This is a genomic window from Pseudomonas sp. R151218B TE3479 (assembly GCF_053629195.1).
In genome coordinates this window covers 3,760,077-3,785,901 of sequence record NZ_JBRJHV010000001.1, presented here as the reverse complement: position 1 = coordinate 3,785,901, position 25,825 = coordinate 3,760,077, and the positions used below count along the sequence as shown (strand labels likewise).

25 protein-coding genes are annotated in these 25,825 nt (G+C 62.8%); 7 read left to right on the top strand and 18 right to left on the bottom strand.

What is annotated here, in order from left to right; translation table 11 throughout:
- The first annotated feature begins 19 nt into the window (after positions 1–19).
- The 3 genes from AB7M32_RS16750 to AB7M32_RS16740 all read left to right on the top strand — a co-directional run bounded on the left by AB7M32_RS16750 (position 20) and on the right by AB7M32_RS16740 (position 3,726).
- Positions 20–1,159: an ABC transporter ATP-binding protein gene (locus tag AB7M32_RS16750; protein WP_454250612.1), complete on the top strand. Its 1,140-nt coding sequence runs from the start codon at positions 20–22 to the stop codon at positions 1,157–1,159.
- The gene (locus AB7M32_RS16745) at positions 1,156–2,658 is read left to right on the top strand and encodes a glycoside hydrolase family 32 protein (protein WP_454250611.1); all 1,503 of its coding nucleotides are present in this window, start codon (positions 1,156–1,158) and stop codon (positions 2,656–2,658) included. Before AB7M32_RS16750 ends, AB7M32_RS16745 begins: the two co-directional genes overlap by 4 nt.
- Before the next feature lie 75 nt (positions 2,659–2,733).
- Positions 2,734–3,726 carry a LacI family DNA-binding transcriptional regulator gene (locus tag AB7M32_RS16740; protein ID WP_158457481.1) on the top strand — a complete coding sequence of 331 codons (993 nt, stop codon included), beginning with the start codon at positions 2,734–2,736 and terminating at the stop codon, positions 3,724–3,726.
- A gap of 16 nt (positions 3,727–3,742) precedes the next feature.
- Here AB7M32_RS16740 and AB7M32_RS16735 read toward each other — a convergent pair whose 3' ends face one another.
- Positions 3,743–4,330: a TetR/AcrR family transcriptional regulator gene (locus AB7M32_RS16735; RefSeq protein ID WP_454250610.1), complete on the bottom strand. Its 588-nt coding sequence runs from the start codon at positions 4,328–4,330 to the stop codon at positions 3,743–3,745.
- Between the two features lie 154 nt (positions 4,331–4,484).
- Here AB7M32_RS16735 and AB7M32_RS16730 point away from each other — a divergent pair, with 154 nt between their 5' ends.
- Both AB7M32_RS16730 and AB7M32_RS16725 read left to right on the top strand, forming a co-directional pair.
- Positions 4,485–5,273 (top strand): SDR family NAD(P)-dependent oxidoreductase, encoded by a 789-nt coding sequence (locus tag AB7M32_RS16730; RefSeq protein WP_454250609.1) that lies wholly within the window; start codon positions 4,485–4,487, stop codon positions 5,271–5,273.
- Between the two features lie 99 nt (positions 5,274–5,372).
- Complete coding sequence (locus tag AB7M32_RS16725; protein WP_454250608.1) at positions 5,373–6,389, top strand: NADP-dependent oxidoreductase; 1,017 nt, start codon at positions 5,373–5,375, stop codon at positions 6,387–6,389.
- Positions 6,390–6,409: 20 nt separating this feature from the next.
- Here AB7M32_RS16725 and AB7M32_RS16720 read toward each other — a convergent pair whose 3' ends face one another.
- The 5 genes from AB7M32_RS16720 to AB7M32_RS16700 form a co-directional block, all read right to left on the bottom strand.
- Positions 6,410–8,020, bottom strand: coding sequence for a gamma-glutamyltransferase family protein (locus tag AB7M32_RS16720; protein ID WP_454250607.1), 1,611 nt, complete (start codon positions 8,018–8,020; stop codon positions 6,410–6,412).
- A 64-nt stretch (positions 8,021–8,084) separates the two neighbouring features.
- Entirely contained in the window at positions 8,085–8,864 is a 780-nt protein-coding gene (locus tag AB7M32_RS16715) for an amino acid ABC transporter ATP-binding protein (RefSeq protein ID WP_192260755.1), read from the bottom strand.
- Positions 8,865–8,866: 2 nt separating this feature from the next.
- The gene (locus tag AB7M32_RS16710) at positions 8,867–9,643 is read right to left on the bottom strand and encodes an amino acid ABC transporter permease (RefSeq protein WP_060742708.1); all 777 of its coding nucleotides are present in this window, start codon (positions 9,641–9,643) and stop codon (positions 8,867–8,869) included.
- 12 nt (positions 9,644–9,655) lie between these two features.
- Entirely contained in the window at positions 9,656–10,462 is an 807-nt protein-coding gene (locus AB7M32_RS16705; RefSeq protein ID WP_454250606.1) for an ABC transporter substrate-binding protein, read from the bottom strand.
- Positions 10,463–10,538: 76 nt separating this feature from the next.
- Positions 10,539–11,207, bottom strand: a complete 669-nt coding sequence (locus AB7M32_RS16700) for a GntR family transcriptional regulator (RefSeq protein ID WP_072410018.1) — start codon at positions 11,205–11,207, stop codon at positions 10,539–10,541.
- Here AB7M32_RS16700 and AB7M32_RS16695 point away from each other — a divergent pair.
- Positions 11,206–11,328: a hypothetical protein gene (locus AB7M32_RS16695; RefSeq protein ID WP_454250605.1), complete on the top strand. Its 123-nt coding sequence runs from the start codon at positions 11,206–11,208 to the stop codon at positions 11,326–11,328. The genes AB7M32_RS16700 and AB7M32_RS16695 overlap by 2 nt on opposite strands.
- Before the next feature lie 117 nt (positions 11,329–11,445).
- On the opposite strand, the gene AB7M32_RS16690 is transcribed toward AB7M32_RS16695, so the two are convergent.
- The 10 genes from AB7M32_RS16690 to AB7M32_RS16645 all read right to left on the bottom strand — a co-directional run bounded on the left by AB7M32_RS16690 (position 11,446) and on the right by AB7M32_RS16645 (position 21,821).
- A complete protein-coding gene (locus AB7M32_RS16690) occupies positions 11,446–12,387 on the bottom strand; it encodes a helix-turn-helix domain-containing protein (protein ID WP_454250604.1) in 942 nt (313 codons plus the stop codon).
- 179 nt (positions 12,388–12,566) lie between these two features.
- Complete coding sequence (locus tag AB7M32_RS16685) at positions 12,567–13,331, bottom strand: 2-keto-4-pentenoate hydratase (RefSeq protein ID WP_454250603.1); 765 nt, start codon at positions 13,329–13,331, stop codon at positions 12,567–12,569.
- Positions 13,328–14,935, bottom strand: a complete 1,608-nt coding sequence (locus tag AB7M32_RS16680) for a bifunctional 3-(3-hydroxy-phenyl)propionate/3-hydroxycinnamic acid hydroxylase (RefSeq protein WP_454250602.1) — start codon at positions 14,933–14,935, stop codon at positions 13,328–13,330. Before AB7M32_RS16680 ends, AB7M32_RS16685 begins: the two co-directional genes overlap by 4 nt.
- 2 nt (positions 14,936–14,937) lie before the next feature.
- Positions 14,938–15,801, bottom strand: coding sequence for an alpha/beta fold hydrolase (locus AB7M32_RS16675; RefSeq protein WP_454250601.1), 864 nt, complete (start codon positions 15,799–15,801; stop codon positions 14,938–14,940).
- A 26-nt stretch (positions 15,802–15,827) separates the two neighbouring features.
- Entirely contained in the window at positions 15,828–16,430 is a 603-nt protein-coding gene (locus AB7M32_RS16670; RefSeq protein WP_072410008.1) for an amino acid synthesis family protein, read from the bottom strand.
- Between the two features lie 13 nt (positions 16,431–16,443).
- Entirely contained in the window at positions 16,444–16,893 is a 450-nt protein-coding gene (locus AB7M32_RS16665) for a VOC family protein (RefSeq protein ID WP_060742716.1), read from the bottom strand.
- Between the two features lie 11 nt (positions 16,894–16,904).
- Positions 16,905–17,945 carry a YCF48-related protein gene (locus AB7M32_RS16660; protein WP_454250600.1) on the bottom strand — a complete coding sequence of 347 codons (1,041 nt, stop codon included), beginning with the start codon at positions 17,943–17,945 and terminating at the stop codon, positions 16,905–16,907.
- 12 nt (positions 17,946–17,957) lie between these two features.
- The gene (locus tag AB7M32_RS16655; RefSeq protein WP_092445563.1) at positions 17,958–18,752 is read right to left on the bottom strand and encodes an SDR family NAD(P)-dependent oxidoreductase; all 795 of its coding nucleotides are present in this window, start codon (positions 18,750–18,752) and stop codon (positions 17,958–17,960) included.
- Positions 18,753–18,778: 26 nt separating this feature from the next.
- Positions 18,779–20,269, bottom strand: coding sequence for an aldehyde dehydrogenase family protein (locus tag AB7M32_RS16650; protein ID WP_454250599.1), 1,491 nt, complete (start codon positions 20,267–20,269; stop codon positions 18,779–18,781).
- A 10-nt stretch (positions 20,270–20,279) separates the two neighbouring features.
- The gene (locus AB7M32_RS16645) at positions 20,280–21,821 is read right to left on the bottom strand and encodes an acetolactate synthase large subunit (RefSeq protein WP_454250598.1); all 1,542 of its coding nucleotides are present in this window, start codon (positions 21,819–21,821) and stop codon (positions 20,280–20,282) included.
- A 273-nt stretch (positions 21,822–22,094) separates the two neighbouring features.
- Here AB7M32_RS16645 and AB7M32_RS16640 point away from each other — a divergent pair, with 273 nt between their 5' ends.
- The gene (locus AB7M32_RS16640) at positions 22,095–22,847 is read left to right on the top strand and encodes an IclR family transcriptional regulator (RefSeq protein WP_060742721.1); all 753 of its coding nucleotides are present in this window, start codon (positions 22,095–22,097) and stop codon (positions 22,845–22,847) included.
- Positions 22,848–23,062: 215 nt separating this feature from the next.
- Here the strand turns inward: AB7M32_RS16640 and AB7M32_RS16635 are convergent, their stop codons facing one another.
- Positions 23,063–24,388: a hypothetical protein gene (locus tag AB7M32_RS16635; protein ID WP_454250597.1), complete on the bottom strand. Its 1,326-nt coding sequence runs from the start codon at positions 24,386–24,388 to the stop codon at positions 23,063–23,065.
- 81 nt (positions 24,389–24,469) lie between these two features.
- Positions 24,470–25,819: an aminotransferase class III-fold pyridoxal phosphate-dependent enzyme gene (locus AB7M32_RS16630; protein WP_454250596.1), complete on the bottom strand. Its 1,350-nt coding sequence runs from the start codon at positions 25,817–25,819 to the stop codon at positions 24,470–24,472.
- Positions 25,820–25,825 lie beyond the last annotated feature (6 nt).

Here is a 25,825-nt window from a genome sequence, read left to right as displayed (position 1 = left end):
CAAAAATAGGAACAGCATCGTGATCAAGTTGAAGCTGGACAACGTGAACAAACAATTGGGCGGCGCACGCATTCTTCGCGACGTCAGCCTGGAAATCTCGGCAGGCGAATTCGTGGTCTTCGTCGGCCCTTCGGGCTGTGGAAAGTCGACCCTGCTGCGGCTGATCGCCGGGCTGGATTCGATCTGTGCCGGCGACCTGCTGATCGACGGACGCCGGGTCAACGACCTGGAGCCGCGCGAGCGTGGCGTCGGCATGGTGTTCCAGTCCTATGCGCTGTACCCGCACATGAGCGTCTACGACAACATCAGCTTTGGCCTCAAGCTGGCCAAGACCGAAAAGACCAGTCTGCGCGAGCGGGTCCTGAAAACCGCGCAGATCCTGCAGTTGGACAAACTGCTGCAACGCAAGCCACGGGAACTGTCGGGCGGCCAGCGCCAGCGCGTGGCCATGGGCCGGGCCATGGCACGGGAGCCGGACATCCTGTTGTTCGACGAGCCGCTGTCCAATCTCGACGCGTCCCTGCGCGTGCAGATGCGCAACGAAATCGCCCGGCTGCATGGGCGACTGGGCTCGACCATGATCTACGTGACCCACGATCAGGTTGAAGCAATGACCCTGGCCGACAAGATTGTCGTGCTCAATGGCGGCCGCATCGAGCAGGTCGGCTCGCCACGGGAACTCTATGAGCGTCCGGCCAGCCGCTTTGTCGCCGGTTTCCTGGGCTCACCCAGGATGAATTTCCTTGCCGCGGTCCTGCATGCGCCAGGCGAAACCAGCCAGGTTGAAAGCCTGGTGTTGGGCATGACGTCCCTGCCCTTCGACAGCTCGGGCCTGGCCGCGAATACGCAACTGAGTCTGGGGATTCGTCCGGAACATATCGCCCTCAAGGCGGCCCAGGGAACGGGCGGCATCTTGGTGAGCGGGGTCGAATACCTGGGAAGTGAAACCTATGTGCACCTCGACACCGGCCAGGACGACCCCATGGTCTGTCGTTGTGAGGTCAACGCCGGATGGCGAGTGGGCGATCGAGTCGAACTGCAACTGGATATCGACAATCTGCATGTGTTCGACACACACGGCACGGCGTTGAAACGCCACGCCATCGACCGCCTGCCCGATGACGTCGCCCTGCGCCCGGCCCATGCGGGCGCCCTATGACTTTATCCTTGAATAGCCTGAGCAATCCGATGCCCGCCTCTCTCGAACATGCGCAGCAGGCCCTGCGTGATGGCCTGTCTCGCCTGATCCACGACTATCGACCCGACTATCATCTGGCCCCGCCAACGGGCTGGATGAACGACCCTAACGGGGTGGTGTTTTTTCAGGGCGAGTACCACGTGTTCTACCAACACCACCCCTTCGACGCCAAATGGGGCCCGATGTACTGGGGCCACGCCAAGAGCGCCGATCTGGTTCATTGGCAACATCTGCCCATTGCCCTGGCGCCGGGTGACGACTTCGACCGCGACGGCTGTTTTTCCGGTAGCGCGGTGGTGTGTGGCGACACCCTGGCGCTGATCTACACCGGGCACACCTGGCTGGGAGAGGTGGGTGACGAACGCCTGATCCGCCAGGTCCAGTGCCTGGCCACCAGTGTCGACGGCGTTCGCTTCGTCAAGCATGGCGCCGTTATCGAGGACGCGCCGCAAGCGGCGATCATGCACTTTCGCGACCCCAAGGTCTGGCAGGAGGATGGTTATTGGTACCTGATTGCCGGGGCGCGCCTGGGCGACACGCCGCTGCTGCCGCTATACCGCTCCACGGACCTGCGCGCCTGGGAATTTCTCGATTACGTGTCCAGTGGCACTGACGGCGACGGCTACATGTGGGAATGCCCGGACCTGTTTCGCCTCGACGGGCGCGACGTACTGCTGTACTCCCCCCAAGGCATGCCAGCGGCGGGTTACGAACGGCTCAACAAGTATCAGACCGGTTATCGCATTGGCCACCTCGACAGCCAATGGCACTTCAGCGGCGGGCCGTTCATCGAGCTGGATAACGGCCACGATTTCTATGCCGCGCAAACCTTGGTGGCCGCTGATGGTCGGCGCCTGGTGTGGGCCTGGCTGGACATGTGGGAAAGCCCGATGCCGAGCCAGGCCCATCACTGGTGCGGCATGCTCGGTTTGCCACGGGAACTGGAACTGCAGGGCGATCGCCTCGGCGTGTTTCCGGCACGGGAACTGGTTGCGCTGCGTCACGCGCCGTTGCCGAGCATTGCGCCGTGGGGCGAGTCGGGCAGCCGCTGGGTGCCGCAAGTGAGTGGCGACCGACTGGAGATCCATGTGCATCTGGACCTGCTCGATTGCACCGAAGGTCAGTTGGGCATTGCCTTGCGCTGCAGTGCCGATGAGCAGGAACAGACCCTGCTGTATTACGACGCGTCACTGCGACGCCTGGTGCTCGATCGCAGCCGCTCGGGTGCGCAAGTGAGCGGCCAGCGCAGCGTGCCGATAGAACAGGCGCAAACGCAACTGCATCTGCGGGTGTTTCTCGATCGTTCATCCATCGAGGTGTTTGAGCAAAGCGGCCGCTTCAGCCTCAGTAGTCGTCTCTATCCGCGGCCCGACAGCCTCGGGGTGAAGCTGTTGGCGAGCGGGACTGGCGGGCGCGTCACCATTTCCAACGCCTGGCCCCTGGCCTCGGGTTGGCTGTGAGTCGCGTCATTCGAGTCGCGAGAAGCCCGGGCGCTGTGTCATGATTCTGCGTCAACCTGACTGGCCGCACTTCGCATGACTTCCGTGAAAGACGTTGCACAGCTGGCCGGCGTATCCCTGATGACGGTTTCGCGCGCGCTCAACACGCCGGAAAAACTGAGCCCCGAGACCCTTCAGCGGGTACGCCGCGCCATCGATGAACTGCAATTCGTACCGAGCCTGTCGGCGCGCAGGATGCGCGGCGACAACTTGCAGGCGCGCACCATCGGTGTGTTCGCACTGGACACCGCGACCACGCCATTCGCCGTCGAGTTGCTGCTGTCCATTGAACAGACCGCGCAGCAGGCCGGCTGGAACGTCTTCATCCTCAACCTGCTGAGCAACCCGCCCACCGACCAGAACATCGACCTGATGCTCTCGCATCGCCCCGACGGGTTGATCTTCAGTGCCATGGGGTTGCGCCAGGTGAGCATTCCCGAGCGACTCAAGAGCAAGCCGCTGGTACTCGCCAATTGCCTGGCCGATGACAGCCAACTGGTCAGCTACGTGCCGGATGATGAAGCCGGGCAGCACCGCGCCGTGCATCATGCCTTGAGCCAAGGCTATCGGCGCCCGCTGTGTATCAACTTGCCCAGGAAGAGTGTTGCCTGGAATCTGCGCCAACAAGGGCTGCAACGCGCCTGCCAGGCATTCGGGCTGGCGCCTGAAGCACTCCTGCAATACGACCTTTCCGATCACGATGCCTACGGTGAAACCGCCGCCATTCTCGACCGGCATATCGTCGACGGCCGTCCGCAATTCGACATCCTGGTCTGCGGCAACGACCGCATCGCCTTCTGCGCCTATCAACTGCTGTTGGGCCGCGGCTTGAAAATCCCTGATGATGTCGCTGTGCTGGGCTATGACAACATGATCGGCATCGCCGAACTGTTCATGCCGCCGCTGACCACGGTCCAACTACCGTACTACGAGATCGGTCGTCAGGCCGCCCGGCACCTGATCGAGACCCTCGAACTGACGGGCGCCCAGCCGGTGGATTGCCCACTGGTGGTCAGGGCGTCGCTGTAAGGCCAAGCGGTATCCGTCAAGGCTGCTGCGCGGGCGACGACGGCAGTGATGCGATGATCCGGGTGCGGCAGACCTCAAGGATTTCATCAGCCAGCGCGGAATCGTCCGGGCAGGCCCGCGACAACATGATCGCGCCGACGACATGGGCCAACATGTCGAGCATTTTCGCCCTGACCTCTGCCTGCGGCGCGTCTTGCCTGGTCTCGTACCGGCTCTCGAGCGCCGCCAGCATATCTTCGATGCCGCTGGAAAAAGTCGCCTTCAGCTCGGGCGATTGACGGGCAGCGTCCCCGCACAGTGCCGCCATGGTGCAACCGCCACCCGGGGCGTCACGGTGATTGCGGGACACGTAAAGGTTGACGAACCCAGGCACATCGAGACCCGCGTTGTTGGTCAGCGATTGCGCAAGGCTGCGCGCCGCCGCTTCGGCCATCAGGTCGGCCTTGGAGCCGAAATGTTTGTAGAAACCGCCATGGGTGAACCCGGCAGCCGCCATCAGATCCGCAACACCCACGCCGTCAAAGCCTCGCTCGCGAAACAAGACAGACGCCGTCTCGACGATGTGCTCCCGATTTGCCTGGGCCTGGGCTTTGGTTACCCGCATTTTCCACTCCTCGTGCTGCTCGAAAATCACTCTCACATCATACATAGATGTCGAGCATAATCAAATTCGTTGACAGTTTAGATTTCGATCATCATCCTAATGGAAAGCCGCGCTCATCAGGCGACGGTTCATACCCTTGAAGAAGAGAAACTCCATGGACACTCGCACAACCGTTCTCATCACTGGCGCTTCCACAGGTATCGGCGCAGCCTACGCCCAGCGCTTTGCGCAACGCGGCCACAATCTCGTCCTGGTGGCCCGCGACAACGCGCGCCTGCAGGACCTGGCCGCCAAGCTGCGCAGCGAACACAATGTTGCCATCGACATTCTCCAGGCCGACCTGACCCAGATCAGCGACCTGACGAGCGTCGAAGCCCGACTGCGGGACGACGCCAGCATCGGTATCCTGGTCAACAACGCCGGCGCCGCCCAGTCCGGCACTTTCATCGAGCAGTCGACCGACAGCGTCGCGAACCTCGTGTCGCTCAACACCACCGCGCTGGTCCGATTGGCCAGCGCCATCGCCCCACGCCTGGTCAAAGCGGGTGACGGCGCGATCATCAACATCGGCTCCGTGGTCGGCCTGGCACCGGAATTCGGCATGTCGGTCTACGGCGCGACCAAGGCGTTCGTGTTGTTCCTCTCCCAGGGACTCAGCCTGGAACTGTCGCCTAAAGGCGTCTACGTGCAAGCCGTCCTGCCGGCCGCGACCCGTACCGAGATCTGGGAGCGCGCGGGCATCGACATCAACACCTTGAATGAAGTCATGGAAGTCGGTGACTTGGTTGACGCCGCGCTGGTCGGTTTTGATCGTCGCGAACCTGTGACCATCCCGCCGCTGCAGGAAGAAGCACGCTGGGATGCCTTGCAGGCGGCGCGCCAAGGCCTGCTCGGGCAAATCAAGCAGTCCCTCGTTGCCGAGCGCTATCAAGACCTGGCGTAACCATCGTTCAGCGGGCACCAGCGCGAAGGACAGCGCTGGCATTTCTGGATGCCTGGCCGGGTGATCCGTCGACTGCATCCCTTATAAGGGCAAAGCACCATGAAGGCATTTTTAATCGACCGCTACGCCAAGCACAGTGGCCGTATTGGCGACATACTCGCCCCAGAAGTGGCTGACCACGACGTTCTGGTCCGCGTGCATGCCGCCGGCGTCAACGTCCTGGACTCAAAGATCCGCAAAGGCGAATTCAAGCTGATCCTGCCCTACTCGTTTCCCTTGATATTGGGGCATGACGTGGCCGGGGTCGTGATGCGGGTGGGATCCCGTGTCCAGCATTTCAAACCGGGGGATGAAGTCTATGCCCGCGCCCCGGATGGGCACATCGGCACCTTCGCCGAGCAGATTGCAGTGAACGAAAATGCCCTGGCCCTGAAACCCACAAACGTCAGCCTGGAAGAAGCCGCCGCCCTGCCCTTGGTCGCCCTGACGGTCTGGCAGGTACTGGTTGAAACCGCCCAGTTGAAGAAAGGGCAAAAGGTGTTCATCCAGGCCGGCTCAGGTGGCGTCGGCACCCTCGCCATCCAGCTGGCCAAACACCTTGGCGCCTTCGTTGCGACCACCACCAGCACCGCCAATGTGTCCTGGGTCAAAGCGCTGGGGGCGGACGTTGTCATCGATTACAAACAGCAGGATTTCTCAAGCGTGCTGCAGGACTATGATGTCGTGTTGAACAGCTTGGGCGCCGATGAACTGGAGAAGTCGCTGAAGATCCTCAAACCCGGTGGCCAACTCATTTCCATCTCGGGACCACCCACCCCACAGTTCGCCCAGGCCCAGGGATTTTCCTGGCCGCTGCGGCTGATCATGGGCCTGCTGAGCAGTGGCATACGCCGCAAGGCGCGCCGAAAGGGTGTGAGCTACGCCTTCGTGTTCATACGCGCCAGTGGTCCTCAACTGCGTGAGATCACCACCCTCGTCGAGTCCGGCAGCATCAAGCCGGTGGTTGACCGATCCTTCGCCTTCGACGCGACGGCCGAAGCCCTGGGTTATGTCGAGCAAGGACGGTCCAAGGGCAAGGTCGTCATCAAGATCCACTCAGGGGTGGCCGATGAGTGAAACCCGTTTGCCTGCGCTCATCACCACACAGCAATATGCGAATCCGCCCGGGGCTCGGTCCCGCCGCACAGCACACCACTGACCGGGTCGCGCAGGATGATCTGGCCACGCCCATAGTCGGTCAGGTCGCTGGCGATCTGCACCTCATGCCCCCGTCGCGCCAGGGCATTGGCCAGGTCCCGTGAAGCCCCGTGTTCGATCCCGACCTTCATGTCTCCCAGCCATTGCCAACGCGGTGCGTCCAAGGCCGCTTGCGGGTTGAGGCCGAAATCCACCAGGTTCATGACCATCTGCACATGCCCCTGGGGCTGCATGTAGCCGCCCATCACGCCGAAGGGGCCGAGGGCCTCGCCATTACGGGTAAGGAACCCGGGAATGATGGTGTGGAAGGTTTTCTTGCCCGGGGCCAGGCAGTTGGCGTGGCTCGGATCGAGGCTGAACTCCTGCCCGCGATTCTGCAGGGCGATTCCGCTGTCGGGCAGCACCACGCCGGAGCCGAACCCATGGTAGTTGCTCTGGATGAACGAGACCATGTTGCCCTCCTCATCCGCGGTGGCCAGGTACACCGTGCCGCTGGCGTGGGGGTCGCCGGGCGCGGGCGGTTGGGCCTGTTCGCCGATCTGCCCGCGCCGACGGGCGCTGTAGTCATCGCTGAGCAGGTCAGCCACCGCCACGCGCATGTGCAAGGGGTCGGTGATGTAGTGCAGGCCGTCGCTGTAGGCCAACTTCATCGCTTCCAGTTGACGATGCCAGGTCTGTTGGCTGTCACGGTGATCGAAGTCGAAACCTTCCAGAATCTTCAGCGCCATCAAGGCCACCAGGCCCTGCCCGCTCGGCGGGATTTCCCAGACATCCACACCTCGGTAATTGACGTGGATGGGGTCGACCCACTGGGCGCGATAATCCCTGAGGTCCGAGGCGCGCAGGTAGCCGCCGCTGGCCCGGGAGTGGGCGTCCAGGCGCTCGGCCAATGCCCCGCGATAGAGGCTTTCACAGCCGGTGTCGGCCAATTCCTGGAGCGTGCGCGCCTGGGCCGGGTTGCGAAAAATCTCCCCGGCCCGTGGCGCGCGGCCCTCGATCAGGAAAGTCTCGAACCAGGCTTCCAGGACGGCATCGCGATGGGGCGTTAACTCGTTCAGCGCGATCTGCCATTGATGGGCAACCACCGGCGACAGCGCAAAGCCGTCCCGGGCCAGGCTGATGGCCGGTTGCAGCAGCTCGACAAAGGGCAGCTTGCCAAAGCGCTGCGACAACTGCGCCCAAGCCGATGGGCAGCCCGGGACGGTCACCGGTGTCCAGCCATGGATCGGCATCTGCCCATGACCGGCGGCCTTGACCGCCTCGATGCTCAAGGCCGCCGGCGCATGCCCGTTGCCGTTGAGGCCGTGTAGCTGGCCCTTGCACCAGACCAGGGCGAAGGCATCACCGCCGATGCCGCAGCCAGTGGGCTCCACCACCGTCAGCGCCGCTGCCGTGGCGATGGCGGCGTCGATGGCATTGCCGCCTTTTTGCATGATCTCGATGCCCGCCTGGGCCGCCAGGGGCTGGGACGCGGCGACCATGCCCCGACGGGCGAAAACGCTCTGGCGTTGGGATGGATAAGGGTATTCGTGGGCAGAAAATGTCAGCATGGCGAAAGCTCTTCAATACAGGAATTGATTGACCGGACTCAGGGGGTAGACAACCTTGCAGGGGTCATAGCACCCGGCTGAGGAAAGCCCGGGTCCGCGGGTGAATGGGGTGACAGAAGATCTGCTCCGGCGGCCCTTGCTCGATAAGCTCGCCCTGGTCCAGGACCACCACACGGTCGGCCACTTCCCGGGCGAAGCCCATCTCGTGGGTCACCACGACCATGGTCATGCCCTCCTCGGCCAACTCCTTCATCACTTGCAGCACCTCGCCGACGGTCTCCGGGTCGAGGGCGCTGGTGGGCTCGTCGAACAGCATGGCCTGGGGTTTCATGGCCAGGGCCCGGGCAATCGCCACCCGCTGTTGCTGGCCGCCGGAGAGCATCGATGGGTAGTGATCGGCCTTGTCCGCCAGGCCGACCCGCTCCAGCAACCCGCGGGCCTGTTCCAACGCAGCGGCACGCGACACCCCGAGCACCTGGATGGGCGCCTCGATGATGTTCTCCAGGGCGGTCATGTGGGGGAACAGGTTGAAGCGTTGGAACACCATGCCGATGTCCCGCCGCTGCCGGGCGATGTTGCGCTCCGACTCACGCACCAGGCTGCCGTCGGCCCGCTCGCGATACCCCATGGCCCGGCCATTGACGCGGATGCGCCCGCCCTGGATGTCTTCCAACAGATTGATGCAACGAATGAAGGTGGTCTTGCCGGAGCCCGACGCACCGATCAGCACCACCACTTCGCCACGCCGCACTTGCAGGGAGATGCCCTTGAGAATCTGCAGCTCGCCGAAGGACTTGTGAACGTCCAGCGCCTCGATGATCAGCTCTTCGCTTTTATGCGCCATGGTTAACGTGCCCTCAGCAGGTTCAAGGTGCTGCGACCGAACATCCGCGTCGACGCCGGCGGTGGCGACGAAGGTCGATCCGATTGGCCGAAACGGGTCTCCAGCCAGCGCTGGAAAAAGCCCCACAACGTGGTCAGCAACAGGAAGTAGATCGCCACCACCAGGTACAGCTCGAACACCCGGAACGTCGCCGACGTGACCATCTGGGTACTGAGCAGCAGTTCCTGGACGCCAATCACGCTGACCAGCGTGGTGTTCTTGAGCATCACGTTGAACTCGTTGCCCAGCGGCGGCACGATGACCCGGAACGCCTGGGGCAGGACAATGCGGCGCATCAATTTGGCGAAGGTCATGCCCAGGGAACGTCCGGCCTCGTATTGGCCCTTGTCCACCGCGCCGATGCCGGCGCGGATGATCTCGGCCATGTAGGCCCCCTCGTTGAGGCCCAGAGCAATGATCGCCGCCTGGATATTGCCGGGGATCACCAGGCCGAACAGGTCGATGTCTTCGAAGCGGAAAATCCCACCGGCGGCCAGCGCGGTATAGAGAAAGACGATTTGCACCAGCAACGGCGTGCCGCGCATCAGCCACACGTAAAAGCGCACCGGCAAATGCAGCAAGGGGTTGCTCGACAACCGCAGCAACGCGGCGGCCAGCCCCAGGGCACAGCCCAGCAGCATCGCCAGCACACTGATCAGGCAGGTCAGCCAGAGCCCGGTGAGATACACCCCACTAGGCTGCAGCAGGTACTGCCAGAACACATCCCAATTGAAATTCATCGATGGTTCACCTCAATCAAGTGTGTCACTGGCGACATGCCATTTGCCGAGCAGCTGGGTGTAGCTGCCGTCGCTGCGCATATCGTTGATCACCTGCTGCACGGCGGCGGTCAGTTGCGGATCGTCCTTGCGAATGCCCAGGCCGGTAAGAATCCGGCTGAAGGCCGGCACCCCTTCCTCAAACAGGTCGGGCGCCATGGTCGCGTAGTAACCGGCGGTTTCCACGGTGGTGCCGTAGGCGTCGACCTGACTGATGCGCAGGGCCTGGAAGGCATCGGTGTCGGTGTTGTAGACCACCAGCTTCATCGCCGGCTTGCCGGCCTTGGCCAGGGTTTCGTTCTCGGCGTCGAGCAGGGTCTTGATGGTGGAACCGTTGAGCACCGCGACCTTGTGCCCGGAGAGATCCGGCAGTGTCTTGAGGCCCTTCGGATTGCCCTTGGGCACCACCACCGCCTGGCTGGAATACATGTAGTTGACGATGTCGATCACCTCTCGGCGCTCGGGCTTGTCAAACAGCTGATCGACAATCATGTCGCACTGGCGGGCCAGCAATGCGGGGAGCAATCCGGAAAAGGGAATGACCCGCCACTCCACCTTCTTGTCACCCAGGCGCTTGGCGATTTCCAGCCCCAGGTCCACAGTCAATCCCTTGGGTTTCTGCGCCTCATCAAAAGACACCAGCGGCGGCGAATCCATGCCTGAGCAGTAGACGAGTTTGTCGACCTTGAGCAAACGCTCCGGGACAACGGGCGCGGCAACCGCCCACTGCGCACAGAAACCCAAGGATAAAGCGGCAACCAACAGGCGAGGCTTATGCATGACCAGACACTCCAGTTCAGTAGGTAACGGGCAGTACTCAAAGTCAGAACACGGGCAAGCTCGAGGCCTGCTCTCGTTATTTTTTCGATTGCAGGAACTCGATCAATTCAGGAACGGTGCCTTCGATGTGCGCACGCACCACCGCCTCGGCCTTCTCGGCATCGCCCGCACGCAGGGCATCGAGGATCAGCATGTGCTCCTGACGCGCACTCAGGGGCTTTTCCACATGCTGCAGCCATAGACGCATGGGCGCTTCGATCAGGGAATAAAGCGCGCTGATCTGCTTGAGCAATCGCGGACGACCGCTGAGGCTGCACAGGTATTCATGGAAGGCGCGATGGCGGCTGACCCACTCGGCGCTTTCCTCGCGGTAGTCGTCCATCTCGTCCAGCAAGCGTTCCAAGGCGGCCAACTGGCGCTCGCCAATGCGTGCTGTCGCGACACGGACCGCCAAGCCTTCCAGGGCGCTGCGCATTTCGAAGACTTCGTGCAGCTCATCGATGTCCAGGCCGCTGACAACCGCCCCGCGATTGGGCCGCAGGGTCACCAGACCCTGGGCATCCAGACGGCGAAAGGCCTCGCGCACCGGCATCCGGCTCATACCGATCTCGTTGGCAATGTCCTCGGCAATCAGCCGGTCGCCCTTGCGTAACCGACCGCCACAAATGGCATCGAGCAGGAAGTTGTAGGCCTCCTCCTCGGCAGTCATGGGCGGGCGTTCAGCGTACGTCGGAGCAAATTGCATGGCAGCACCTTCTGCATTTTTGTATCCAATTATCCATGGATTCAAAAAAGCAGAATGTGTGCCAACTTTTCACGCAATCGTGCAAGCGTTTGATTTGAAGGAATTTGCCGAGAAAAAATGACTGGCTGCCGTGCGTCCTGCCGCACGCTGGACTGTAGCCGTATGCTACCAAACCGCTCAGCGGCTGCCCTTTATGGGTGCAGGATGGCGCTTCGGTAACACCGTAAACGGCGGCTCATCATGCCGGCGCCCTGGGCGTATCCGAGGGTGACTCGCCAAACAGCGCCCGGTAATGGACCGCAAAATGGCTCAGGTGGAAAAACCCCATGGCCACGGCGATCTCACTGACGTTCAGCGCGGCCGCACGGGTCGTGATCAGTCGGCGGCGCACGGCATTGAGCCGCAAGTTGCGCAGGTACTCCACCGGGCGCATCCCGGTCACCGCCTGGAAACTGTTCTGCAGGGTCCTGCGGCTGACCCGCAATTGCTCGCACAAGTCGAGAATGCTCAAGGGCACATCGGCACTGGCGACCACCAACTCCTGGCAACGCTTGACCAGGTAGGCGCTGACGGCAAAATTGCCGCGCCGGCCGCGCACCTCGTCCGAGGCATGGCTGAACAGGTCGAGAAAGGCATTGAGCAGAACGTCTTCGAGGATTTTTTCCGAGGCGGGATTGACCGCGTCCGCCTGTTCCAAAAGGTGACGAAACAGTGGGTGGATGCGTTGTTGCACGCGGCGCAGTACCACCTCATCCACGCTGACCTGGGACACATTCTTCAAACGCTTGAGCTGTTCGCTCGACAGTTCGTAGGCTGCCAGCTTGGCGAACCGCACCGTGTCGACATTGGCCGCGAAGAAATGCGTACCCTCCGGGGCGTGCAAGACGAAGTCTTCGCCATCGCGCAACAACACGACGCTGTGGGCGCCCACCTGGTGCCCCTGGACCACCGGCGCACCACCCAACGACATGGCAATGCACAAGCGCCCTTTTGGCGCGCAACCGTGCTGCACCACCCGTTTATCCAGCACCTCCTGGAAGATCTGGAAACGTTCGGCGCATACCTGGCGCAGCTCGCTGGAAAGACATCCACGCCCGAGCTGATCATAGACTTGTTGCCAGCCCAGGATCGAGCCGGCGTGTTGCTGAGGATCATTGAAGGTACGGACTTCGGCGAACATGATCATTGTTCCTCGGTGGCGCTGCGTTTATTGCCTGGTACGGTTACTCAAGGACATCTACAACCCGTGGCGAGGGAGCTTGCTCCCGCTGGGCTGCGCAGCAGACCCATTTTTGTGAGCGCTTCGCACTCAAGCGGGAGCAAGCTCCCTCGCCACGGGCTCCTTTGGGTGAACAGTGCTTACTGCTGGAAAACCAAAGCCAGTTCCATGCCAAGCATGTACAACCGGTACTCGGCGGCCTTGATCTCCAAAGGTGCCAACAAAGAGCCGGAAAGCACCACCTGACCCGCTTCAACGCACTGCCCGTCAGCCAGCAAGCGCCGGACCAACCAGCACAGGTTGGCCACCGGCGTGTCCTCGCGCGCCAGGACATTCCCTTCGCCGCACGCCCCCCCGTCGCACTCCAGCCGATAGCTCACTTGAGGCAACTGATCGGCCTGGAAACGTACCCGCGACCCCAGGCAATACAGCCCTGCAGCGGCATTGTCGGCAAGAAACGCACCGACGCCGAAACGCCAGCCCTGCCAGCGGCAATCGGCAATTTCGAATGCCGGCGCGACTTCGGAGATGGCGGCGAGGATGTCCTCGTCGCTGTAGAAACCAGGCACCAGCGTACGCCCCAGGACAAACGCCAGCTCGATTTCCAACTTCGGCTGGATCAGCCGTGCGAGCGACACCCCACGGCCGGGTTCCACGACCATGGCATCGGTCAGTGCGCCCAATACCGGCTCATCAATACCGAAACGGTCCTGGGCGGCGCGGCCGGCGAAGGCCACTTTCCACCCGGTCAAGCGCTCACCGCCGGCCTGGCGTCGGCGTAGCGCCTCGCGCTGCAAGGTGTAGCCCGTCGACAGGTCGACGGCCTCTGGTTCCAACGAAGGCAAGGCGTGCACGGCCTGCGCGGCATCGTGAAGCCGGACCAACAGATGATCTTCACGGCTCATGAGAGTTGCTCCGCCAGTTTGCGCAACACGCCTTCGAGCCGCTCGGGTGTGGTGATCGCGGCCACGAACCGATCCGGCCGTACCACCACGACACAATCACGCACCTTGGCAAACCATTCGCCGAGGCGGTTATCGACGTCCTCGACACAAATGGCCCCGCCGGCAGACAAGGGTTGGTTGCGCCCCACGCCACTGCGCGAGCGATTGATCTGGATGAAGCGCGTCTCCCAGCGCGCCCACCAGGCGGCGGTTTCTTCGCTGAGCGGTTCGCTCGGGTCGACCCGATACCCCAGCACCGCATAGGAATGCCCCAGCACCTCGTCCAGGCGTCGGCGCTGGCCCTGGGCATCTTCGATGGACGGTTGGATGAACAACTGCCCGACCAGATCATCCTCATGCAGCTCGGCGCGCTCGTGATACACCAGGCCTTTGGTGATGGTCGCCTTGGGCTTGAACTTGAACTCCAGCAGGTGCGAACGCAGGTTGTCGACGCTGTTGACGGCCTGGAACAACCAGTCCCGCACACCCGCCATCAACGGGTTGGTCAGCCCCAGGACGGCGCCCATGTTGTCGGCCAACGCAATGAGATCGGTCGCATGCCCACGGCGCTCCTGGTCGTAACTGGCCAGAATCGCCGGCGACGCCCGCCCTTGGAGAATCGCGGCGAGCTTCCAGCTGACGTTGGCGACATCACGCAAGCCCGAATTGAGACCCTGCCCGGCCCAGGGCGGGGAAATATGCGCCGCATCCCCCACCAATGCCACACGGCCCTGGACAAAGCGCGCCGCGACCCGGGAATTATGGGTGTAGGCGCGGATCCGGATGATCTCCAGTTGGTCGACCGCATCGCCAATATGCCCACGGATCAAGTCCCGGATCGTCGCCTCTTCGCACATCCGGGCTTCGTCTTCGCCCTCCAGGAGCATGAACTCCCAGCGCCGTTGCTGATACGGCAGGTAGATGCAGACGAAAGGTCGCTGAGGGTCGGCATGCAAGGCGGTATACGGTGCATCGAGGGTGTCGTTGGCCGTATCGATCACCACCCATTTGCGCGGATGGGTCAGCCCCAGCAGTTCAATGCCGAGTTTCTTGCGCACGCTGGAGCGTCCGCCATCGGCACCGATCACGTACTGCGCCTGCAATTGATAGAGCTCGCCTCCGGCATCGCGCACCTGCAAGGTCACACCCTCGGCATCCTGCTCCAGATCGAGCATTTCATGGCCCTGGCGCAACTCGACAGTGGTGTGTTTGCCCAACTGCTCGCGCAATGTCGTTTCAAGCAACTGTTGCATGAAGATGTTGCGCATCGGCCAACCATAGTTCGCCGTGCTCGGCTTGACCTCGGCAAAACAGACGCCTCGCGCATTGTAGTAACGCAGGGGCACGTTGCAGATCATGTCGCGCGCGGCCAGTTCGGCGATACCGATGCCCTGCAACACCCGCAGCGCCTCGTCATCCATGCCCACCGCGCGGGGATACGGCAGGACGCCGTCAGCCAATTCAAGGACGATGCAGTCGATACCGTACAGCCCCATGTAATGAGCGGCCGTGATCCCGTTCGGGCCGCCGCCCACGATGACAACCTGGGTTTTCTCCTGCTTCATCGCTATTCACCGCTTTGTTGTTGTGGTTGTAGGCATTGGTCGTGCAAGTAGTCCATGACGACACGGTTGAACGTGTCCTCCTGGTCGTCATGGACATAATGGCTGGCATCGGCGATTTGCGCTGTATGCACGTGCGGATTGGCCTCTTTCATCGCCGCCAGGGTCGCCTCGGGCAGAAAATCGGAACGCGCCCCCCGAATGAACAACGTCGGGCAATCCAGCGCCCGGATCGCCGGCCACAGATCGGTCGGGGTGATGCTCAGGCGCGCCTGGGCAATGCCAGCCTGATCATGGCGCCAGCCGATGCCTGCCGGGGTTTCCTTCATCGAATGGGTCAACCTGGACGCCAGCCCCTGGGCGGACAGGCCGGGACGTGAGCGGCGCCAGAATTGCGCGGCACTTTCCCAGTCGGGAAACGACAGGGGCGTCTGGCTCATCTCACGACGGATGCGCTCGGCACCGTCGCCGCTGATCGACGAGCCGGGACCGATGTCTTCGATCACCAGGGCTTGCAGGCGTCCAGGATTGAGCCGGGCATACTCCAGCGCATTGGTGCCACCGAGGGAATGCCCCACCAGCACGAAACGCTCCAGCTCAAGGTGCGTGACCCAATCTTCCAGATCGCTGACATAGGCTTCGGTCCGGTAGCTGGAAGCCTCTGCCCAGTCGCTGTCGCCACGGCCGCGCTGGTCCAGGGCATGGCAACAGAATTGCTCGCCCAACGCATTGGCCAGGGACGCCCAGGTCTGGGCATAGGCCCGCAGCCCATGCAGCAACAGCACGGGAATGCCTGACGCGTTGCCCCACGACAAGTAGTGCAGGCGCATCCCCGAACGATTGGTGAAGAACTGACTGTTTGCAGACATTCGTTGGCTTCCCACGTCAGCGCACCTCAATACAGGCCGTCATTGCCCTTGACGTCAGCGGCCTGTAGGCCGCCCAGACGTGCATGCAAACGCCCGCGCGTGGCGAAGGCCCAGATGATGATCAACTCGTCGGCCGAGGGACCATCGCCGAACGACAGGGAAATGCTGTCGTAATGGGAGCGCACATACAGCGCGTCCTTGTGGGCCAGCGGCACGTCGATGGTCACGCCAGGCGCGCCACGCTTACCGGTGGAGGGCACCCAGGACTTGCCACCGCCCAATGCGACACGGATCGGATCCGCCGCCGGATTGGTCAGCAACGCATTGCCGTGCTCGTACTCGCCCTGGCTGCCCACCAGGCACGCCTTGCCGTAACTGACAATCTCATGCTCGCCGGCCAGGGCTTGGATACGCCGACCAAACTCCTGGCCCAGCAAGGGTGACGGCTCTATCAACTCGGCCAGGCTTTCGCTGAAACGTCCCGCGTATGGGTTGGCGATCACTGCCCCAATGGCGTACTTGAACAGCGGCTCGCCATCGGCCAACTGGCCGGTTTCGTTGGCCAGGGTTTCCTCGACGAAGCTGTACCATTTGCGGATGTGGTAACTGGCGAAATTCGCGGTTTTCATCAGACTTGCCTCTTTAAAGTGGGTCGAGATCGAAATGCCGGCTGGGAGCCCCAGCGGCCTTGAAGCGGGCCTTGCCGCGCTCGTCGTCGTGTTCGGACTCGAGGAAAAACTCCATGCGATTGCCATCGGGGTCGTTGAAGTACACGCCGTTGCCAATCTCGTGGTCGGTGATCTTCACCACCTCGACGCCCTTGTTCAGCAACATGCCGTAGAGCTTGCGCAGGGTGGTCATGTCGCCCGCGATCTCCAGCCCGTAGTGCTGCAGCCCCAGGCCGCCCTGGTGGGCGCCGGGCTCTGCGCGGAGCAACGCGATGTCGTGATGCTTGGCACCAAACGCCATCATGATCCAGCTTTCACCCCGGGCGCTTTCATGCATGCCCAGCACATCGGCGTACCAACGGGCCGACACTTCCGGGTCGCTCACGAACAACGACAGGTGAGTACGAACGACTTCGACTTTCATCGCGCGATACCTCAGTTCTTCTTGATGATGGATTGATGCCCGGACTTGATTTGCGCCACGGCGGGCGTCCAGAGCACATCAGCGATTTCACTGAATTCACGCCACTGCTTCTGCCAGCCGTCACCGCCATTCTCGGAAGTGAACAGATGCCCGTACTTGGTGCCGGCGACGATCTGGCGAGGCTCGGCAGGGTTCAAGGCTATCGCCCAGACACAGGAGTTGGGCTGTTGCGGCAGCGGCAGCACTTCCCAGCTGAGGGCGGCATTCCGGGAAACCAGGACCTTGCTGGTGGTGCCCGGGGTGCCGTCGGAGATGCTCAGGTAGAGCGTATCCTCACCGCCCAACGGTGCATTCATGGCGCGCACGTAATACAGGCCGAAGGCCTCCCGGGCGACGATGCCGGTCCAGGTCTGCCCCTCGTCGAGGCTGCGGTAAACGGCGTTGACGCACACCACGACGATGACCTTTTGCCCATGGTTGGGCAGGACCACGATGTTGTGCACGTCCGAGTTGAAGTCCCACAACAAGCGATCATCGACACGGGTCCAGCTCTCGCCACCGTCACGGCTGTGGAACAGCCCACCCTCTTCCAGGCCGAACCAGAGCTGGTTGCGGTCCGTCGGGTCGTAGGCGAAAGCCAGCAAGCGTGGACGACTGACGCCGTCGCAGAACTCCGGGATTTCCACAGGGGCACGATCCCAGTGCTGGCCACCGTCGAGGGTGCGCCACAGCACGGCGCGCGACGGCGCACCGGTGCCCACGAAAATACGCTGTGCATCCTGGGGATCCACCGCCACCTTCCAGACGGTCTGCCCGTTGAACGGCGAATCCACCCGCTGCCAATGGCCGCCGGTATCGCGGCTGATGCACAGGCCGACGTCGGTGCCGGCGTAGATCACCTCGGGCGTACCCGGATGGAAACTCAGGGATCGGGTGATCGCATCGAATTCCAGGTCCTGGCCCAGGCCCAGGCGATGCCAGGTACGGCCATCGTCGGCGCTGCGGATCACCGCTTGCCCTACGGTGGCGACCAAAAGGGTTCCGTTACTCATCACTGCTGCTCCTCAAATGAAGATGCCACGGGTCAAGCCGCCGTCGATGCCAATGGATTCCCCAGTCACGGCGCCCGCCTTGGGGGATGCGAGGAAACCGATCAGCCAGCCCATTTCGATGGGCGCCAGGGTGCGCCGGATCGGCGTCGCGTCGATGTAGCCCTGCTCTACCTGCTCAGGCGTCTTGCCCTGCTTGACCCCTTCGCGCTCGTACAGCTCCTGGATGTGCGGGGTGTCGACCACACCGGGGTGGATCAGGTTGACGGTGATGCCGGAGGGACCCAATTGGTCGGAGAGCGTCTTGGTCATGTGGGCGATGGCCAGGTTGCGCATGCCCGAGAGGACCTTGCTGCCACGCCCGGTCAAGCCTCCGATGTTGATGATGCGACCGAAGCCACCGGCCTTCATGTGCGGGGTTACCGCCTTGGCGCAACGGAAGTAGCCGATCACCTTGGTGTTGAGGTCCGAGAGCAATTCGTCGTCGCCGGCATGTTCGATGTCGTTGCGCACCACGCCGGACGGTGCCGCGGCGCCGTTGACCAGGATGTCGATGCGGCCAAAGTGCTTGTGGGCCGCCTCGACCATGTCGGACACCGCCGACATCTGGTTGGTGTCACAGAACAGCGGTAACACTTCGTTGCCGGTCTCGGCGGTGATTTCCTCGGCAGCTTGCTGAAGAAACTCCATGCGTCGCGCACAGATCACCACCTTGCAACCCTCCTGGGACAAAAAGCGCGCGACTTCCTTGCCAATGCCCATACCGCCGCCGGTGACGATCGCCACGCGGCCTTGCAATTCCAGATCCATAGCAGTTCCTCTTGTGATTATTCGGTTCAGGCCAGATCGACGAAGACACTCTTGGTTTCGGTGTAGGCATCGATCACGTTCTTACCCATTTCCCGTCCCCAGCCGGATTGCTTGTAGCCGCCAAATGGAGAGGCCGGGTCGACGACGTTCCAGCAGTTGATCCACACAGAACCGGCCTTCAACTGCGCCGCCACGCGATGGGCGGAGCGCAAGTCACGGGTCCAGAGACCGGCCGCCAGGCCATAAGGCGAGTCGTTGGCGCGCAGCACCAATTCATCAATGTCGGTCCAGCTCATGACGGTCAGTACCGGGCCGAAGATTTCTTCCCGGGCGACACAGGCGCGCTCGGCGCGGTCGAGAAACACGCTGGGGCGGATGAAGTGGCCGCGCTCCAGGTGGGCCGGCCGATCACCGCCGCAGATCAGTTCGGCGCCCTCTTCCTGGCCCCGTTGCAGGTAGCCGCGCACCGTGCCCAATTGCCGGGCCGAAACCAGCGGGCCCATGCTGCTGGCCGGATCCAGGCCTGGCCCCAGCACATGGGCGGCCGCGTGGCGCTGAAGTTCTTCAAGCACCTGGTCGAGGACGCTGGCGTGCACATACAGACGCGATCCGGCGGTGCAAACCTGGCCCTGGTTGTAGAAAATGCCATCGGCGGCGCCTTTGGCGGCCCGGACGATGTCGGCGTCCGGCAGGATGATGTTGGGGGACTTGCCCCCCAGTTCCAGGGAGACCTTCTTCATGTTGCCAGTGGCCGCCTGGGCGATCAGTCGTCCCACTTGGGTCGAGCCGGTGAAAGCGATCTTGTCCACGTCCGGGTGCTGGGCCAGCGGTGCACCGGTCTGCGCACCCAGGCCAGTGAGCAGGTTGACCACCCCGGCCGGGAAACCGGCGGCCTCGATCAACTGCACCAGGCGAATGGCAACCAGGGGCGTCTGCTCGGCGGGCTTGAGCACTGCCACACAACCGGTCGCCAGCACCGGGCCGAGCTTCCACACGCACATGGTCAGCGGGAAGTTCCACGGCACGATCAGCGCGCAGACGCCCACCGGCTCGCGCAAGGTGTAATTGAGCATCGGCGCGCCACTGGAGGGCGACACCGGCAGCGTGCTGCCTTCGATCTTGGTCGGCCAACCGGCGAAGTAACGAATGATGTTGGCCGCGCTGGCCGCTTCGCCCCGGGCCGCGCCGATTGGCTTGCCGTTTTCCAGGGTGATCAGTTGCGCCAACTCTTCGCGGTGCTGGTCGAGCAGTTCCGCCAGGCGAAACAACAGCAACCCGCGCTGGGCCGGGGACTGCTGCGCCCAGGTCCCCGTGAAGGCCGCGCGGGCGGCAGCGACGGCGGCATCCACGTCGCGTTCGCCACCTTCGGCGACTTCAGCCAGGGTGTGTTCAGTGGCCGGGTTTTCCACGGTAAACCGCCGGCCATCGGCGGCGTCCTGCCAAGTGCCGCCGATAAACAGACGCCCGGGTTGCGACAGGAACTTCTCGACCTCAGGTAACAATTGAATCGGGTTCATATCCACTCCTTCACAGCGCCATTTCGATCAGGCAAGGACCACCGTCGGCCTTGGCGTTGGCCAAGGCGCGTTGCAGCTCACCGTTGGTGTGCACAGTGCTGGCCGGCAAGCCGTAGCCCTTGGCCAGGGCCTTCCAATCGATGCGTGGGCGGTCCAGTACCGTCAGGCTCAGAGCCTCGGGGCCCAGCTCGGTCATGCCGAAGCGGCGCAGCTCGTTCTGCAGGATGGCGTAGCGGTGGTTGGCCGCGATCAGGATCACCACCGGCAGTTGCTCGCGGGCGATGCTCCATAAGGTCTGGATGGTGTACTGGGCACTGCCGTCCGATTGCAGGCAGAACACCTTGTTGCCACGCTCGGCCATGGCGGCGCCAAAGCCCACCGGGATGCCCTGGCCGATGGCCCCACCGGTGTTGGTCAGGACCCGATGCCGGGCGGCATGGGCCGAGGCGGTGAAGAACGGATAGCCGCACGTGCCGCCTTCCACCGAAACGATGCAGTCGTCCGGCAACGATGCCGCCAGCACCTGGCCCACCGACTGCGGTGTCAACGCGACTTCGCCGGGCGGCAGTTCGATACCGGTTGGCGTGGGCACGTAAGCCGGCGCCTCGAGCGCATCGGCCAGCGCAGTGAGCGCCCCGGCAACGTCGTCCCCCACCTCGGCCAGACACAGCAGGCGTTCACGCTCTGCCAGCCGGGAGGCAATGCCTTCGTAGCCGAAGTAGCTGATGGGCTCGGGGACGCCGGCGCAGACCACCGCGTCGTATTGGTCAAGGATCTCGATGGCCACTTCGGGGAAGTAAGGCAGGCGATCCAGGTCTGGCAGGCCACCGCCGCGATAACTCAGGCGCGGAAAGGTCTCGGCGAACAGGCGCACGCCCGGCAGTTGCGCCAAGCGCCCCGCCGCTTCCAGGCCGGCGACGGACAAGCCTTGATCGCCGACGATAAACACTAGGCGCCGACCATCGCGCAATGCCTGGGCGACCGCCTCGATCCGGTCACCGGCAAAACGCCGGACCGGAGCCTGCAATGCTGTGAAGGCTTTCTCGTGCCGTACGGTGTTGGCTTGCAGGTCCATCGGCAGAATCAGGCTGGCGATCTGGCCGTTGGCTTGCCAGGCGGCACGCACCGCCTCCTGGAAATCCTCACCGACGCCCGACGCCGTGCGCGAGGTCCGTACCCACTTGGAAACGCTGCCGGCCAACGCCTGGATGTCGCTGGCCAGCGGTGGATCGTAATTGACGTGCCAGGACGCATGATCGCCGATGACGTTGACGATCGGGGTGTTGGCGCGACGTGCGTTGTGCAGGTTGGCAATGCCATTGGCAAAGCCTGGGCCGAGGTGAGTCAGGGTCATCGCCGGCTTGCCGGCAATCCGGCCGTAACCGTCCGCCGCACCGGTGCATACCCCTTCGAACAAGGACAACACCGGCTTGAGGGCTGGCGCGCTGGCCATGGCTGCCACCAGGGGAATTTCAGTCGTTCCGGGATTGGCGAAGCAGTATTCGATACCGCTTGCCACCGCCGCCTTCACTATCAGTTGCGCACCATTCATTTCCAGCCCTCTTCATCGAGCGTTTGCAGTGGCTGAGATTTATCACACAGCACAATCGACAAAACAAGCTATTTTTATGCATTAAAATCATATTTTGAGATTAATGCATATTTTATGAAGGCAAACGACTGAAAATCCGCTTGTATTTCTCAAGCATTGAGCTACCGTGGCGACGCGCTCCTGAGCGAGTGCGCGGGCTTTTCATCAGCGCCGCGGCTACCTATAGTGCTCACCCAACGACCCCCTACGCGCCATTCCCCCTTTAGGAGCGAAATGAGCAGTCTGAGCAAAATGCTGAGTGTGCTGGACCTTTTCGGCCCGGCCACATTGAAGATCGACCCCGAGACCATCGCCGAGCGCATGGGCCTCTCACGGGCGACCGTGTACCGCTACGTCAAGGACTTGTGCGATGCCGGCCTGCTGGTGCGGGTGGATGCCGGCAGCTATGGCCTGGGGCCACGCATCATTGAGCTGGACTGGATGATGCGGCAGTACGACCCGATCCTCGTGGCAGGCCGCGAGTTGATGCACGAGCTGTCCGACGCCACTGGCCTGGCGGTGTTCGCCAGCGTTTTCTACGACGGCCGCATCATCAACACCTACATCGCCGAACCCAGTGACACCTACCAGTTCTCATTCGGTCGCGGCCAACCACTGCCGTTTTTTCGCGGTGCGCAATCCAAGGTATTGATCGCCTTCCAAAAGGGCCGGCGCCTGCAACGCCTGTTCGAAGAACACCTGGCCAACGACCCCGACAGCGGCCATGACTGGGCAAGCTTTTCCAAGGCCACGAAAAAAATCCGCAAGGATGGCTATTGCATGACCCACGACGAACTCAACCTGGGCCTCACCGGTATCGCGGCGCCGATCGTCAACCCGGAGCTCGACGAGGTGGTGGGCAGCCTTTCGGCCGTGGGCAGCACCCACAGCTTCAAGCTGCTGCGCCAGGAAACCGTGGTTGAAATGGTGATGGATACGACCCGGCGGATTGCCGAGCGGATGCATACCCAGCCTGCCGTCGGTTAGAAACCGGAGGTGCAGCCATATCAGTGTCCTGTGGCGAGGGAGCTAGCCCCTCTGGGCCGATTTACGGGATGACTGCAGGAGTTGAATTCACCCCAAATTCCCTGTGGGAGCGAGCTTGCTCGCGATTGCGGTGGATCAGTTGAGATGGGTGTTGATTGGGCCGCCGTCATCGCGAGCGAGCTCGCTCCCACAGGGTTTATCGAACACCCCCTGCCTCAGAACGGCACGGCCACCGTCACCTGGCTGTACACGTTGGTGCCGTTGCCCGTCACTTGATTGCCCCCCGTCGTTGCATCCCGATCCGGCCGGTAGAGGCCGATCAGCGGGGTGACGATCAAATGCTCGTTGACGGCCCACTCGACATACACATCCAGCTCACGGGCATCCAGGTTCAGGGCGTTGTCTTTACGTACGGTGTTGTAATCGAAGTACAACGCACCGAGGGTCAGGTTCTCCCGCGGCGTGGCTGTAAGGCCGACATGATGAATACCCGTGTTGCTGTTGAAGGGCCCGGCATAATTGCCCGCGACTTCACCCTGGAACCACGTGCCATAACCCGTGCTCTGCCCGGTGAACAGCGAATCCCACTTCTGCGAATAGCGGGTGTAGCGGTACGTCAGCTTGGGTGCCCAGGCGAGATCGGCAAAGGTGTAGCCGGCCTCGGCGTACCAGGCGTTCTGCGGGCCGGCGTCCTTGTCCTGCCAGGCGTATTCGAATGCCAGGCTGGCGTTCTCGATGCCCGCGTCGCCTTCACCACGAATGCTGTAGACGTCCATGCCCTTGCGTTGCTTCTGGAAATCGCTGGCCCACTGGTCGCTCACATCAAGGCCATGGATCCAGGTCAAGCCCAATGTCCCGGCCTTGGCGGTGTAGTCCAGCGTGCCAGCGGCCAGTTCGGTTTCGGCCTGGGCACGGTTGTCGGACTTGAGCCAGACCACACTGCCATGCAGCCCCTCCTGCCCGCCCAGACGCAATACGGCGGTCTGGTCGAAGGCGTGCCGGGCGGCCAGGTAATAGGCACCCCCGCGATTCAAGCGACCATCGGCAGGCCCTTTGCCCAGGTTCGGCCCGTCATCGTTGATCAAGAACCCCCTGCCCAGCTTGACCACCTGCCGGCCGCCGGAAATATCGACACCGTCCTGTCCCAGCACGGGGAACAGATCGGCGGAGCGCCAGCCCAGGTAAGCGTCTTCGATCTTCGTCGTGCGCTCGCTGCCCAGCGTGTTGCCGGCCGCGTCGCCGTCGCCCCAGGTGGCGGAACTGACCAGGCTGAACGCCCCGTAGGCGGTGCCATGGCCGGCCAGGCCCTGGTCGCCGCTGACGCCATACTTGATGAAGCCTTCGCGCCAGGTTGAACCGCCGGGCCGGCCGTCATAGTTCTTGCGGCTGTTGAAATGGCCGAACACCGCCAGCATGTCGGCGTTGAGGTGAGTGTCGTCATCGGCATACAACGCATAGGCCTGGACCTGACTCGCGGCGCAAAAGGCCAGCGTACAGGCAAGGCCACCGCCGAAAAATTCCATACGTGATAGGTTCCGCATGGCGGGAGCTCCTTGTGGTGCGCCTTTGAAGGCTGTCTTTATATTCAGGAGCCGGCGCAGCACGCTGCGCCGGCCTACAGGCTAGCGGCAGTCGGCGAGCGCGCTGTCCAACACACTGACCATCATGGCGGCCTCGTCGGAGGTGAGGGTCAGCGGTGGCGACATCACGATTTTGTTGCCTATCGGGCGCACCAGTACGCCGGCGCGGCGCGCGTGCTCGGCGATGCGTGAAGCCAGGCCGTTGGCCGGGTCAAGCGGCTCGCGGGTAACCTTGTCCGCCACCAGGTCCACGGCGATCATCAAACCCTTGCCGCGCACTTCGCCCACCACGGCATAACGTTCGGTCAGCGGCTGCAGGTGCTCCAGCAATTGGGCACCGACTTTCCCGGCATTGCCCGGCAAGTCCTCGGCTTCGACGATGTCCAGCACCGCCAGCGCCGCCGCACACGCCGTCGGGTGGCCGCTGTAGGTGTAGCCGTGCATGATCACGCTGCTGAAACCCGGGCCGTTCTCGATGGCATCGGCGATGCGCTGGTTGAACACCGTGGCGCCCATGGGGATGTAGCCGGCGGTGATGCCCTTGGCCAGGCACAGTACGTCGGGCGCGACGCCCCAGCCTCGACTGCCGAGCATGCAGCCGGTGCGGCCGAACCCCGTGACCACTTCATCGGCGATCAACAAGATGCCGTGGCGATCACAGACATCACGCAGCCTCTTCCAGTAATGCGCCGGCGGCACGATCACGCCACCGGCACCCTGCACCGGCTCGGCGACCAATGCGGCAATGGTCTGCGGACCCAGCAGCGCGATCTGGTCTTCCAACTGGCGAATACAGTGAGCGGTTAATTCTTCCGGATCGCGGCAGTCCCAGGGGTTGCGGTATAGCCACGGCGTATCGAGCAGATGACAGCCCGCCAACAGCGGCCCGTGGTTGTAGTGATAGACCCCATTGCCGCCCACGGAGGTGCCGCCCACGTGCACGCCATGGTAGCCATTGCGCAACGACAGGAAACGCGTGCGCCCTGGCTCGCCGCTGGCGATCCAGTATTGGCGGGCCATTTTCAGGGCCGTCTCGACCGCATCGGAACCGCCGGAACTGAACAGCACCCGCGCCATGTTTTCCTGGGCGAACATCGACGTCAGCCGCTCGGCCAGGTCGAACACCCGCGGATGGGCAATGCCGTCGAAGGTCTGGTAATAGGCCAGTTCGTCCAGTTGCGCGGCGATGGCCGCCTTCACCGAAGGCCGGTTATGGCCCACGTTCACGTTCCAGAGGCCGCCCACACCATCGAGCATGCGATGGCCCTCGATATCGGTGATGTAGTTGCCGTCGCCACGGGCAATGATCAACGTCTTGGAGCGGTTGGCTGGCGCCGAAGAACTCATTGGGTGCCAGAACTTCTTCTGTGCTGTCTTGTAGTGCTCGTACATGGTTGC